Raw genomic sequence first — 12,022 nt, forward strand, 5'->3', positions numbered from 1 at the left:
CCGGACTTCGGCTAGAGTGCCCGGACATCCCTGCCGAAGCCCAGACATGAAGCCCATCCACCTCACCTTGATCTGCCACGCTCGCACCGAGGCGCAAAGGGTGGGGCGCTTCGCCCAGGATGGCGAGCCTTTGCTGGAATTGCCCTCGCTTGTGCCTGAACCGGCGGTCCGCTACCTCAGCGCACCTGAGCTGCGTGCCCGGCAAACAGCCGAGGGCCTGAGGGCGACGGTTGATGAGGGGCTGCGCGATTGCGACCTGGGCACCTGGAAAGGTCAGCCGCTCAAGCATCTGGATGAAGCCGCATTGCAGGCGTGGCTGAGTGACCCCCATGCCACGCCCCACGGCGGCGAATCGCTGGCCGCCCTGTGCGAGCGTGTTGCCCATTGGATGGACAGCGCACTGGGCGAGGGTGAATGGATCGCCGTCACCCACCCCTTCGCCATCCGCGCGGCAATGCTGCATGCGCTGTGCGCGCCGTTCACCTCGTTCCATTGCATCGATGTGCAGCCCTTGGCTTGCGTGCGCTTCAGCCATTACGGCCAATGGCGGGTGCGACTGGCCTAGCGCCGAATCAACGCCGGCACGACACGAACGTAGACCAGCTCGCTCACCAGCTCCACCAGCGTCTGGGTAATCACCGCCGCCGCCGCCAACGCCCGGATCGGTTCAGGCAGCGCCAACGCCAACGGCAGCACCACCAGCGAATTACGCGTGGCGGCGCTGAAGGTCACCGCCCGCGCCTCGCCTGTGGACAACTTGAACAGCCGCGCCACAAACCACCCAAGCAGCGGCGCCAGCAAAGCGAAGCCGACATACACCGGCACCACCGGCAGCAGGTCGTCCAGCCGGCTGGCGACCACGCCGATCTGCGAGCCGATCACCGCGATCAGCACCAGGGCCATGGCCGGCACTGGCAGCCACGCCCAGGCGTCGTTCCACTTCGAAACCACTGTAGAGCGCCGCGCCCCGGCGCTGGTGGCGATGGCCAGCAGTAGTGGCAGCGCGATCAGCAGTACGAAGGCCTCGACAAATGGCGCCACGGAAATCTCCACATGGCCGGCGCCGCCGAGCATCAGTGCCAAGTATAGCGGCAACAGCACCAGTTGCAGCAACAGCAGCAGCGGCGTCGCCGCCAGGGTCAGGCGCGAGTCGCCTTTACCGAGATGGGTGAACACCACCACATAGTCGATGCAGGGCGTGAGCAGCACCAGCAGGGCACCTACCAGCACGGCGGGGTGCTCGACCAGCCCACGGGTACCGGCCCACACCAGCAGCGGCACCAGCACGAAGTTGGCCAGCAGCAGCGCGGCCATGAAGCGCCGATTGCCCAGGCTCGTGCGCAGGTCGAGGAAGGGGATCTGCAGGAACATCGCGTACATCAATACCGCGATGGCCGGGGTTACCACCGCCGCCAGCGGCTCTGCGGTGCCCGGCGCCAGCAGGCCGAGCGCGGCGGCCAGCACCACGGCGATGAAGTAGAGGGGGATCTGGTTGCGTTCGAGTTGATCTCTGTCCACGGCGTACTGTTATTTCCGACTGATTTGCTGGGTTGGGCAGGGTACTATCTGGGGCAGTCCATAGGGAGTGATTCGATGCGAATTCTAGTGGTCGGTGCGAGCAAGGGATTGGGCCAGGCGCTGGTGCGGGGCCTGGGTGGGCATGGCGATACACTGATCGGTGTGTCGCGCAGCAGGCCGGCGTCATTGCCGGGCGCGGCGCAGTGGATCGAGGCCGACCTCGGCCAGCCGCGTCAGGCTGCGGCGATCATCCATGAGGCGGTGGCCGACGGTGGGCTGGACGTACTGGTGTACAACGTCGGTATCTGGGAAGCGCGGGCCTTCGAGGAAGGCTACAGCTTCCTCGATGATGACGAGGCGCAGATCGAGCGCATGGTAGGCACCAACATCACCGCGCCGCTGCTGCTGATCAAGCGCCTGCTGCCGCTGCTGCTGCAGAGTGCCCGACCACGGATCATCCTCACCGGCTCCACCTCCGGCCTGCCGGGCAGTGGTCGCCCGGAGGTGACCTTCGGTGCCAGCAAGTTCGGCTTGCGCGGCATCGCCGAAAGCCTGCGCGAAGGTTTCCGCGAACAGGGCCTGGGGGTGAGTTGCCTGAACCTGGGCTACCTGAACACCGAGGATGGCCTGGATGTGCCGCTGGCCGAGGCCGAGCAGCGCGGCGAGGGGACGCTGATTCCACTGCACGACGTGGTGCAGGTGTGCCGGATGATGCTGAGCCTGTCGTCGGCCAGCTATGTGCGCGACATCACCTTGCCGGCGCTGCGCGACGAGCGCTTCTGAAAAAGACCGGGCCTGTCGCGGGGCACGCCCCGCGACAGGCCTTCAGATCAACGCTCGATCGCCAGCGCCACGCCCTGGCCGCCGCCGATGCACAGGGTCGCCAGGCCTTTCTTGGCATCGCGCTTGATCATCTCGTGCAGCAGGGTCACCAGCACCCGGCAGCCCGACGCGCCGATCGGGTGGCCCAGGGCGATGGCGCCGCCATTGACGTTGACCTTCGCCGCATCCCATTCCAGCTGCTTGCCCACGGCCAATGCCTGGGCGGCAAAGGCTTCGTTGGCCTCGATCAGGTCCAGCTCGCCCAGCTGCCAGCCGGCCTTGTCCAGGCAGCGCTGGGTTGCCGACACCGGGCCGATGCCCATGATCGCCGGGTCCACGCCCGCGCTGGCGTAGGCGGCTACCTTGGCCAGTACCGGCAGGCCCAGGGCCTTGGCCTTGGCGGCGCTCATCAGCAGCACCGCGGCGGCGCCGTCGTTGAGGCTGGAGGCGTTGCCGGCGGTGACGCTGCCGTCCTTCTTGAACGCGGCGCGCAGTTTGCCCAGGGACTCGGCGCTGGTGCCGGGGCGTGGCTGCTCGTCGGTGTCGAACACCAGCGGCTCGCCTTTTTTCTGCGGGATGTGGATCGGGGTGATCTCGGCCTTGAAGCGGCCCGCCTCGATGGCAGCCAGGGCCTTGCGCTGGGACTCGGCGGCGAAGGCGTCCTGTTGTTCACGGGTCAGGGCGTACTTGTCCACCAGGTTTTCGGCGGTGATGCCCATGTGGTAATCGTTGAAGGCGTCCCACAGGCCGTCGCTGATCATGCTGTCGACCAGCTGGCCGTGGCCCATGCGCTGGCCGGTGCGTGCCGAGGGCATCACATAGGGCGCCAGGCTCATGCTTTCCTGGCCACCGGCGATCACCACCTCGGCATCGCCGCAGCGGATGGCCTGGGCGGCCAGGTGCAGGGCCTTGAGGCCCGAGCCGCAGACCTTGTTCAGGGTCAGGGCGGGTACTTCGTAAGGCAGGCCGGCCTTGACCGCGGCCTGGCGGGCGGGGTTCTGCCCGGCACCGGCGGTGAGCACCTGGCCGAGGATCACTTCGTCGACCTGCGCCGGGTCCAGCTGGGTCTGGGCCAGCAGCTGGCGGATCACCGCAGCGCCCAGTTCCACGGCGGACACGTTGGCCAGGGCCCCCTGGAAGCTGCCGATGGCAGTGCGGGTGGCGGCGACGATGACGACTTCGTTCATTGTTGTTCTCCAGGATACGAGCGTGATCGTCACAGCATCCGCGCCCGGGGCTTATTTGAGAAGTTTGTTTTTCTTTGCCATTGATCCGAAATTCAAATGAATGATCGTGGCGGCGCGGTGCCTTCATTCGCGCAGAACTAAGCTTGGCCGGTCACAGTGCGGTTTCCAGTCAACCTGAACGGAGTTGCCGACCATGCGCCATTCAGTGCTCGCCCTCACTCTGCTGCTGGCCAGTGCCGGTGCGTTCGCCAAGACCGAATGCACCAGCGCCGACCGCAGCACCTGGCAGGATGCCGACAAGTTCCAGGCCCAGCTCAAGGAGCAGGGTTACAAAATCAACAAGTTCCAGGTTACCAAAGGCAATTGTTACGAGATCTACGGCTTCGACAAGGACGGCCGCAAGGTCGAGATCTACCACGACCCGGTGACGGGCAAGGCGGTCAAGACCGAGATCCACAAGTGACGACAAGCGTGCGGCTATGGGATCCGTGGCTGCGCGTGAGTCACTGGTCGCTGGCGCTGGTGTTCTTCGCCAACTACTGCTTCAACGAGGCCGGTGACGACTGGCACCAGTGGCTGGGCTACTACGCCTGCGGCTGTCTGTTGGTGCGGCTGGTGTGGGGCTTTGTCGGGCCGCGCAGCGCGCGCTGGGCCGACTTCTGGCCCACCCCGTCGCGGTTGCGGGCGCATGCCCGGGCGTTGTGGCGCGGCGAGCGTTACCACCGCATGGGGCACACGCCGATCGGCGCGCTGGTGATGGTGTTGATGATGCTCGGCATCGCCAGCCTGGGGGTGAGCGGCTGGATGATGCTCGAGGTGGACGCCTTCTGGGGCGCCGAGTGGCTGGAGACGCTGCACAGCCTGCTGGCCGATGGCTTGCTGGCGCTGGTCTGCGTACACCTGCTGGCGGCGCTGGTAGAGAGCGTGCGCCTGCGCGAGAACCTGCCGTGGTCGATGGTGACCGGGCGGCGGCGCTCGCCGGAGGATTGATGGGCGTGGGGCCGCATGGCGGCCCTTTGCCGTTCAGCGCACGGTGCTGGCCTGGATCGCGGTCAAGGCGATGGTGTGTACGATGTCGTCCACCTGCGCCCCGCGCGGCAGGTCGTTGACCGGCTTGCGCAGCCCTTGCAGCATCGGCCCGAGGCTGACGCAGTCGGCGCTGCGCTGCACCGCCTTGTGCGTGGTGTTGCCGGTGTTCAGGTCGGGGAACACGAACACCGTGGCCCGCCCGGCCACCGGGCTCGACGGCGCCAGCTGTCGGGCGATCTCGGGGTTGGCGGCGGCGTCGTACTGCAACGGGCCGTCGATCAGCAGGTCGTGCTCGGCCTGCTGCGCCAGGCGCGTGGCCTCGCGGACCTTCTCCACTTCTTCGTCGCTGGCTGCCGAGTCGCTGGAGTAGCTGAGCATCGCCACCCGTGGCGCGATGCCGAACGACTCGGCCGACTCGGCGCTCTGCCGGGCGATTTCGGCCAGCTCGGCGGCGCTGGGGTGCGGGTTCATCACGCAGTCGCCATAGACCAGCACCTGGTCGGGGAACAGCATGAAGAACACCGAGGACACCAGGCTGCTGCCCGGCGCGGTCTTGATCAGCTGCAAGGCCGGGCGGATGGTGTTGGCGGTGGAATGCACCAGGCCCGAGACCAGGCCGTCGACTTCACCGAGTGCCAGCATCATGGTGCCGATCACCACCGGGTCTTCCAGTTGCTGCTCGGCCATCGGCGCGTTGAGGTTCTTGCTCTTGCGCAGATTCACCATGGGTTCGACATAGCGGCCACGGATCACCTCGGGGTCGAGCACCTCCAGGTCCGGCGGCAGGCTGATGCCCTGGGCGCGGGCCACGGCCTGCACCTCCTCGGGCTTGGCCAGCAGCACGCAACGGGCGATGCCACGGGCCTGGCACAAGGCCGCCGCCTGCACCAGCAAGGGTTCGGCGCCCTCGGGCAGGACGATGCGCTTGTTGGCCTGCTGGGCGCGCTGGATCAACTGGTAGCGGAACACCGCTGGCGACAGGCGCAGCTCGCGTGGCGTGCCGCAGCGCTGGTGCAGCCAGGCGGCGTCCAGGTGGCTGGCGACGAAGTCGGTGATGAACTCGGCGCGCTCGCGGTCGTCCACCGGGATCTCGCGGTTCAGCGAGTTGAGCTGGTTGGCGGTGTCGTAGGAGCCGGTGCTCACTGACAGGATTGGCAGGCCGGCCTGCAGGGCGCCGCGGCACAGCTCGAGGATGCGCGGGTCGGGCTTGCTGTCGCTGGTCAGCAACAGGCCGGCCAGGGGCACGCCGTTGATCGCGGCCATGCACACGGCGAGGATGATGTCGTCGCGGTCGCCGGGCGTCACCACCAGGGTGCCGGAGGTCAGCAGCGGCACGGTGTTGGCCACGGTGCGGGCGCAGATGATGATCTTGCTCATGCGCCGCTGGTCATAGTCGCCGGGGTTGAGCACCTGGGCGCCGAGCAGCTCGGCCACGTCGCGGGTGCGCGGGGCGTTGAGCTCGGCCTGGTAGGGGATGCAGCCAAGCAGGCGGAAGTCGCCGCCGCGCAGCAGCGGCGAATGCTCGCGCAGGCGCGTGGCGAAATCGGCCATGCTTTCGTCGGTGCGTACCTTGTTCAGGACCACGCCGAGCACCTTCGGGTCGCGCGGGCCGCCGAACAGCTGGGCCTGCAGCTCGACGCGGCCGGACAGCTCGCTGAGCACCTCGTTCTCCGGCGCCGACACCAGGATCACCTCGGCGTCCAGGCTCTTGGCCAGGTGCAGGTTGACCCGGGCGGCATAGCTGGCGTGGCGGGTCGGCACCATGCCCTCGACCACCACCACGTCCTTGCCGACGCAGGCCTGCTGGTACAGGCGGATGATCTGTTCGAGCAGTTCGTCGAGCTGGCCGTCACCGAGCATGCGCTCGACATGGCCCAGGCTCAGGGGCGTCGGCGGCTTGATGCCATGGGTGCGGGCGACCAGTTCGCTGGAGCGCTCCGGGCCGGTGTCGCCGGGGTGCGGCTGGGCGATCGGCTTGAAGAAACCGACCTTGAGCCCGGCGCGCTCCAGGGTGCGCACCAGGCCCAGGCTGATGGAGGTCAGGCCGACACCGAAGTCGGTCGGTGCGATGAAAAATGTCTGCATGCGTGCTTCTCGGAATAAGCGGTGCAAGGAGTTCAGCGGCCAAGGGTAGCGCTAACGGCACCCTGAGCGCACCAGCCGCAGGGGAATACCTGGCCGATGCGCCGGGCGCGTTCGTCGGCGTCGAGCACCCAGGGCCGGGCCTGCCACGGCGGCTGGTGGCGCAGATGCTGGGTGTGGCCGCAGGACAGCTCGACCACCCAGTGCCGCTCTTCGTCGAGGTGGAAGCCGGTGATCCGACTGATGGGCTGCTGTTGGTCCGCGCCGGGTTCGCAATCGGCCGATGCGTTGGTTACACTTGTGCGTTCTATATTCTTTTGCAAAAGGTCTTGCCCCATGCTGATCGCCGCCAACAAGGCTGTCTCCATCGACTATACCCTCACCAACGACGCAGGTGAGGTCATCGACAGCTCCGCCGGTGGTGCGCCGCTGGTCTACCTGCACGGTGCCGGCAACATCATCCCGGGCCTGGAAAAAGCCCTGGAAGGCAAGCAGGCCGGTGAGGAACTGACCGTTGCCATCGAACCCGAAGAAGCCTACGGCGAATACTCCGCCGAGCTGGTCAGCACCCTGAGCAGCAAGATGTTCGAAGGCGTCGACCAACTGGAAGTCGGCATGCAGTTCCACGCCTCGGCGCCGGACGGCCAGATGCAGATCGTCACCATCCGCGACATCGACGGCGACGACGTGACCGTCGACGGCAACCACCCGCTGGCTGGCCAGCGCCTGAACTTCAAGGTCAAGGTTGTCGACGTGCGTGACGCCAGCGAAGAAGAAATCGCTCACCGTCACATCCACGGTGAAGGTGGCCATCACCACTGATTTTCTGCGCTAAGCTCAGAGAGTCGCCAGGCGCTCGGGCAAGCCGGACTTGCCCTCCTCGGGAGGGTGGACGGTTTGGCCGCGCGCCTTTTTAGTGGGCGGGATTCGCCCCAGCGGCAATCGGAACCTGAGAGGGGATTTCATCATGAGTGCATTTCACGACCTGACGTTGAAGGCGCTGAACGGCGAGGACCTGCCCCTTGCACCGTTCAAGGGCCAGGTGGTGCTGGTGGTCAATGTCGCCTCCAAGTGCGGCCTGACGCCGCAATACGCTTCGCTGGAAAAGCTGCACCAGCAGTACAAGGGCCAGGGTTTCAACGTGCTCGGCCTGCCGTGCAACCAGTTTGCAGGCCAGGAGCCTGGCAGCGACAAGGAAATCCAGGACTTCTGCAGCCTCAACTACGGCGTGAGCTTCCCGCTGGGGGCCAAGCTCGAGGTCAACGGCGCGCAACGTCATTCGCTGTATCGCCTGCTGGCGGGCGAGGGCGCCGAGTTCCCCGGCGACATCACCTGGAACTTCGAGAAGTTCCTGGTCGGCAAGGATGGCCGGGTGCTGGCGCGTTTCGCCCCGCGTACCGCGCCAGACGATCCGACCGTGGTGCAGGCCATCGAGAAAGCGCTGGCCTGATCACGGGCTGCCCAGCGCCGGCCCGCTGGCGCTGGGCAGCAACGCAACCCCGGGGGATCTAGAACTCTACCGACGTCTGCACGTATAGCGTCCGCGGCTCACCCACGTACTTGCCCTTGTTGTTGTCGTCGAACGAGCGGGTGTAGTACTCGCGGTTGAACAGGTTCTTCACCCCCACCGCCACCTTCAGGTTCGACAGCGCAGGGCCGAAGTCATAGCCGGCGCGGGTGTTGACCAGCATGTAGCCGGGGATGCGCCCGGTGCTGCCGTCGGCACTCTCGCTGCCGGTGTTGGCGTTGTCGGCGTACTGGCTGCTCTGGAAGCTGCTGTCCAGGTTCAGCTGCCACGGGCCTTCGGTATAGCCGATGCCCAGCGTGCCCTTGTGGCGCGACGAGAACGGCACCTGGTTGCCCTTGTTCGGGCCGTCTTCACGAATTGTGGCGTCGACGAAGGCGTAGCCGGCGTGCACGTCGAAACCGGCCAGGGCCGGGCTCAGGCCGTCGAGGGCGTAGCGCACGCTGGTCTCGATGCCCTGGTGGCGGGTCTCGCCGCGAGCGATCACCGAATCGTTGGTCTGGTTGCTTTCGTACTGGTTGTCGAAATTGATCAGGAACGCGCCGATCTCCGCCTGCAGGTCGCCATTGTCGTAGCGGGTGCCGACTTCCCAGGTGCGCGCCTTCTCCGGTTTCACCTCGCCACTGCTGACCCGGTTGGGCATCTGGCTGTACTGCACGCTGCCGAACGAGCCTTCGGTGTTGGCGTACAGGTTCCAGTTGTCGGTGAGGTGGTACATCACGTTCAGCGCGGGCAAGGCGGTGTTGTAGCTGCCCTGGTACTGCTGGCCGTTGAGCTTGTTGCTCTGCCGCGAGTCGATCATCTCGTAGCGGATGCCCGGGGTGATGGTCCAGCGGCCAATGTCGATGCGGTCGTCGAGGTAGATCGCGTGGGCTTCGGTGCTGCCACGGGTGTCGCGGTCGTTGCGGCTGGCGGTGGTCGGCAGGGCGCCGTTGACCGGCTCGCGGTAACGCAGTTCGTGGCCGGCTTCATTGACGTAGCGGTAGCCGACGCCCAGTTCGTGCCAGCTGTCGCCCAGGGCCAGGCCCTGCGAGAAACGCGTTTCGATGCCGCGCACCCAGTACTCGCGCGGCGACAGCGAGACGAAGCTGCCCTGGTCCAGGTAGCCGCTGCGCAGGGTCTTGGTGAAGAAGCTGTTGACGCTGAACTGGCGGTCGTCCTGCTTGTAGTCGTAACCGAAGTTGAACAGGGTGCGACGGCCCCAGAACTTGTCCTTCAGGCGGGTCGACTGGTACGGGTCGGCGTCGAAGTCGGCAGTGCTGAGGCCGCCGGGCATCTCGGCCTCGCCCTCGTAGTACTGGGCCATGGCGTGCAGGCTGTTGGCGTCGTCCAGTTGCAGCTTGCCCTTGAGCATCAGGTCGTCGATCTGCGTGTCGCTGTGCTCGCGCCAGTCACTGCCACGGGTGCCGGAGTAGAGCAGGGCGCCGCCCAGGCCGTTGGCGTTGGTGCCGCCGATCAGCAGGTTGGCGCTGTTCTTCAGGCCATCCTGGCTGGATGACGGGCTGAGCTGGTTCTGCATCGCCGCCTTGAAGGTGGCTTCTTCGGGGATGGCGCGGGTGACGAAGTTGACGATGCCGCCGACGTTCTGCGGCCCGTAACGCACCGCGCCGCCACCGCGCACCACGTCCACGGCGTCCATGTTGCCCAGGCTGATCGGCGCCAGCGACAGCTGCGGCTGGCCGTAGGGGGCGAAGGGCACCGGGATGCCGTCCATCAGCACGGTGGAGCGCGAGGCCAGGCGCGGATTGAGGCCGCGGATGCCGAAGTTCAGCGCCAGGTCGTGGCTGCCGGTGCCGTTGTTTTCCGGGGCGTTGACGCCGGGGATGCGGTTGAGCACTTCGCGGGCACTGCTGGCGCCGCTGCGTTCGAATTCATCGCGACGCACCACGTCGCGGGCACCGGGGTGCTCGAAGACGTTGTCCTGGCGGGCCTCGGCCAGCCAATCGCCGACCACGGTCGAGGCGCCCAGTTCGACGGGTGCAGTGCCGCCCGTGGCCGGCAGCGGTTGCAGGCTGTAGGCGTTGTCGACCTCCTGGCGCGCCTGCAGGCCACTGCCGCGCAGCAGGGCGTCCAGGCCCTGGCCGACCTCGTACTGGCCTTCCAGGCCGGGGCTGTTCAGACCTTGGGTGAGGCCGGGGCTGAACGAGATCAGCGCACCGCTTTCGCGACCGAACTGGTTCAGGGCCTGTTCCAGTGTGCCGGGCGCGATATGGTAGTCGCGGGGCTCGCCGGCCAGGGCGAACGGGGCGGCGAGGATCAGGGCGTAGGCGAGGGGGCTGAGGCGCAGGGGCATGTGACGGAGGTCCTGTGACAAGGGGTTCTGTCTTCTCTGTCACGCGAGGTTCGGGAAATGGCTCAACTGATTTGAAAAACTTGGGAAGGAACCGGTCTTCGTCGGAGTGAGCCTGCCTCTCAACCAGTTGACGCGGCTTCGAGCGACACCCAGTACCGGGTGAACCGCCGCACCTTCACCGGTAGTGTCACCTCCAGCATTTCCAGGATCCGTTCACTGTCTGCCAGTGGATACGACCCGGAAATCCGCAGGTCGGCGACGCTTTCGCTGCAACCCAGCTGGCCGAGCCGATAACGCCCAAGCTCGGCGAGAAAATCGCCCAGGCGCATCTGCGACACCACCAGCATGCCGTCTACCCAGGCCGCGCGGTTGGGGTCGAGCGGCGCGATTGCCTGCCAGCCGTTCGCTGCAAAACGCGCCTGATGGCCGGCCAGCAGCGGTGTGCCGGCCACGCTGGCGCTGCCGCTGAACACCGAGACCAGGCTGAATCCGTCGAACTGGCGCACATCGAAGCGGCCACTGTCCAGGCGCAGCTCGCCCTGGGCCGTGTGCAAGCGCAACGGGCGAGGGTCATTGCGTACTTCCAGCAGCAACTCGCCTTCCTGCAACCGCACCAGGCGCTGCTGGCCGTCGAAACGCACATCGGCGGCGCTGCGGGTGTTCAGGTGCAACTGGCTGCCGTCATCGAGGGTCAGACGGCGGCGCTGGCCGACCGGGCTGCGGTAGTCGGCCATCAACCCGGGCAGCGGATTGTGCTGCTGCAGGCCCAGCCCGGCGGCGCTGGCCACGCCGGCCAGCAGCAAGACCTTGAGGGCGCGGCGTCGGGCGGGCGAGGGGGGGGCCTGCAGGGTGGCGTGGACCACTGGCGCGGTCACGCCGCGCAGGCGCTGGTTTACCTGCTGGATATGCGCCCAGGCGCGCAGATGCTCGCTGTCTGCCTGGAGCCAGTGCTCCAGAGCCTGGTGCTGGTCGAAGCCATCACTCTGCGACTCGATCAGCCAGTGCACCGCCTGTTCGGCGATCTGCGAGGAAAAGCCAGCGTTCACAGGGCGAAGTAGCAGCGCAAGGCTGCCTTGTGCAGGTAGCGCTTGACCGTCGCCAGAGAAATGCCCAGCTCGCGGGCGATCTCACCCTGGCCCAGGCCATCGACCTGGGCCAGCAGGAAGGCGCGCTTGACCAGCACCGGCAGGCCGTCCAGCAGGCGGTCGAGTTCCAGCAGGGTATCGAAGATGAGCGCTTTGTCTTCCTCGCTGGGTGCCACCTGTTCGGGCACCTGGGCCAAGGCCTCGAGGTAGGCGCGCTCGAGCTCCTGGCGGCGGAAATGGTTGCACAGCACGCGCTTGGCCACGGTGGTGAGGAAGGCGCGGGGTTCGACCAGTTGCGGCGCTTCACGGGCCTGGAGCAAGCGCACGTAGGTGTCCTGTGCCAGGTCGGCGGCGCTCTGCGGGCAGCCCAGGCGGCGTCGCAGCCAACCGGTCAGCCAGCTGTGGTGGGCAATGTAGAGGCCTTCGACGGTGGAAGAGAGGGCGCTGGGCACCGATGCGACTCCGGCGCCGGAAAGCGCAA

General features: G+C 66.8%; 13 protein-coding genes. 6 read left to right on the forward strand and 7 right to left on the reverse strand.

Annotated elements, in window-relative coordinates:
- Positions 1–46 precede the first annotated feature (46 nt).
- Positions 47–565 (forward strand): histidine phosphatase family protein, encoded by a 519-nt coding sequence (locus ABZO33_RS17860; RefSeq protein ID WP_414537093.1) that lies wholly within the window; start codon positions 47–49, stop codon positions 563–565.
- Here the strand turns inward: ABZO33_RS17860 and ABZO33_RS17865 are convergent.
- On the reverse strand, positions 562–1,518 hold the full coding sequence (locus ABZO33_RS17865) for a bile acid:sodium symporter (RefSeq protein ID WP_414537094.1): 957 nt from the start codon (positions 1,516–1,518) through the stop codon (positions 562–564). The two genes, ABZO33_RS17860 and ABZO33_RS17865, sit on opposite strands and share 4 nt — an antisense overlap.
- A 75-nt stretch (positions 1,519–1,593) precedes the next feature.
- Here ABZO33_RS17865 and ABZO33_RS17870 point away from each other — a divergent pair, with 75 nt between their 5' ends.
- Positions 1,594–2,301 (forward strand): SDR family oxidoreductase, encoded by a 708-nt coding sequence (locus tag ABZO33_RS17870; protein WP_414537095.1) that lies wholly within the window; start codon positions 1,594–1,596, stop codon positions 2,299–2,301.
- Positions 2,302–2,348: 47 nt separating this feature from the next.
- Here the strand turns inward: ABZO33_RS17870 and ABZO33_RS17875 are convergent, their stop codons facing one another.
- Entirely contained in the window at positions 2,349–3,527 is a 1,179-nt protein-coding gene (locus tag ABZO33_RS17875; RefSeq protein WP_414537096.1) for an acetyl-CoA C-acetyltransferase, read from the reverse strand.
- A 193-nt stretch (positions 3,528–3,720) separates the two neighbouring features.
- On the opposite strand from ABZO33_RS17875, the gene ABZO33_RS17880 reads away from it, so the two are divergent.
- Together ABZO33_RS17880 and ABZO33_RS17885 are read left to right on the forward strand one after the other, a co-directional pair.
- On the forward strand, positions 3,721–3,990 hold the full coding sequence (locus ABZO33_RS17880; protein ID WP_414537097.1) for a PepSY domain-containing protein: 270 nt from the start codon (positions 3,721–3,723) through the stop codon (positions 3,988–3,990).
- Positions 3,987–4,517: a cytochrome b/b6 domain-containing protein gene (locus tag ABZO33_RS17885; RefSeq protein WP_414537098.1), complete on the forward strand. Its 531-nt coding sequence runs from the start codon at positions 3,987–3,989 to the stop codon at positions 4,515–4,517. Before ABZO33_RS17880 ends, ABZO33_RS17885 begins: the two co-directional genes overlap by 4 nt.
- A 33-nt stretch (positions 4,518–4,550) precedes the next feature.
- On the opposite strand, the gene pta is transcribed toward ABZO33_RS17885, so the two are convergent.
- Both pta and ABZO33_RS17895 read right to left on the reverse strand, forming a co-directional pair.
- Positions 4,551–6,641 (reverse strand): phosphate acetyltransferase, encoded by a 2,091-nt coding sequence (gene pta, locus ABZO33_RS17890; protein ID WP_414537099.1) that lies wholly within the window; start codon positions 6,639–6,641, stop codon positions 4,551–4,553.
- 32 nt (positions 6,642–6,673) lie between these two features.
- Complete coding sequence (locus ABZO33_RS17895) at positions 6,674–6,976, reverse strand: DUF3565 domain-containing protein (protein ID WP_094011780.1); 303 nt, start codon at positions 6,974–6,976, stop codon at positions 6,674–6,676.
- Between ABZO33_RS17895 and ABZO33_RS17900 the strand changes: the two genes are divergently transcribed.
- Positions 6,975–7,460, forward strand: coding sequence for an FKBP-type peptidyl-prolyl cis-trans isomerase (locus ABZO33_RS17900; protein ID WP_046854201.1), 486 nt, complete (start codon positions 6,975–6,977; stop codon positions 7,458–7,460). The two genes, ABZO33_RS17895 and ABZO33_RS17900, sit on opposite strands and share 2 nt — an antisense overlap.
- A gap of 145 nt (positions 7,461–7,605) precedes the next feature.
- Positions 7,606–8,088 carry a glutathione peroxidase gene (locus ABZO33_RS17905; RefSeq protein WP_102682126.1) on the forward strand — a complete coding sequence of 161 codons (483 nt, stop codon included), beginning with the start codon at positions 7,606–7,608 and terminating at the stop codon, positions 8,086–8,088.
- 58 nt (positions 8,089–8,146) lie between these two features.
- Here the strand turns inward: ABZO33_RS17905 and fecA are convergent, their stop codons facing one another.
- The 3 genes from fecA to ABZO33_RS17920 form a co-directional block, all read right to left on the reverse strand.
- Complete coding sequence (gene fecA / locus ABZO33_RS17910) at positions 8,147–10,456, reverse strand: TonB-dependent Fe(3+) dicitrate receptor FecA (RefSeq protein ID WP_414537100.1); 2,310 nt, start codon at positions 10,454–10,456, stop codon at positions 8,147–8,149.
- Between the two features lie 119 nt (positions 10,457–10,575).
- Positions 10,576–11,502, reverse strand: coding sequence for a FecR domain-containing protein (locus tag ABZO33_RS17915; protein ID WP_414537101.1), 927 nt, complete (start codon positions 11,500–11,502; stop codon positions 10,576–10,578).
- Positions 11,499–11,993, reverse strand: coding sequence for a sigma-70 family RNA polymerase sigma factor (locus ABZO33_RS17920; RefSeq protein ID WP_414537102.1), 495 nt, complete (start codon positions 11,991–11,993; stop codon positions 11,499–11,501). The genes ABZO33_RS17915 and ABZO33_RS17920 overlap by 4 nt, the downstream gene beginning before the upstream one ends.
- Positions 11,994–12,022: the final 29 nt, after the last annotated feature.

The organism is Pseudomonas sp. CAM1A (assembly GCF_047501685.1).
GTDB lineage: Bacteria > Pseudomonadota > Gammaproteobacteria > Pseudomonadales > Pseudomonadaceae > Aquipseudomonas.

Excerpts from the sequence above, each read along its gene's own strand:
- ABZO33_RS17860 (WP_414537093.1), top strand. The coding sequence starts at position 47 with ATGAAGCCCATCCACCTCACCTTGATCTGCCACGCTCGCACCGAGGCG.
- ABZO33_RS17900 (WP_046854201.1), top strand. The coding sequence starts at position 6,975 with ATGCTGATCGCCGCCAACAAGGCTGTCTCCATCGACTATACCCTCACC.
- pta (WP_414537099.1), bottom strand. The coding sequence starts at position 6,641 with ATGCAGACATTTTTCATCGCACCGACCGACTTCGGTGTCGGCCTGACC.
- ABZO33_RS17895 (WP_094011780.1), bottom strand. The coding sequence starts at position 6,976 with ATGGGGCAAGACCTTTTGCAAAAGAATATAGAACGCACAAGTGTAACC.
- ABZO33_RS17870 (WP_414537095.1), top strand. The coding sequence starts at position 1,594 with ATGCGAATTCTAGTGGTCGGTGCGAGCAAGGGATTGGGCCAGGCGCTG.
- ABZO33_RS17905 (WP_102682126.1), top strand. The coding sequence starts at position 7,606 with ATGAGTGCATTTCACGACCTGACGTTGAAGGCGCTGAACGGCGAGGAC.
- ABZO33_RS17880 (WP_414537097.1), top strand. The coding sequence starts at position 3,721 with ATGCGCCATTCAGTGCTCGCCCTCACTCTGCTGCTGGCCAGTGCCGGT.
- ABZO33_RS17875 (WP_414537096.1), bottom strand. The coding sequence starts at position 3,527 with ATGAACGAAGTCGTCATCGTCGCCGCCACCCGCACTGCCATCGGCAGC.
- fecA (WP_414537100.1), bottom strand. The coding sequence starts at position 10,456 with ATGCCCCTGCGCCTCAGCCCCCTCGCCTACGCCCTGATCCTCGCCGCC.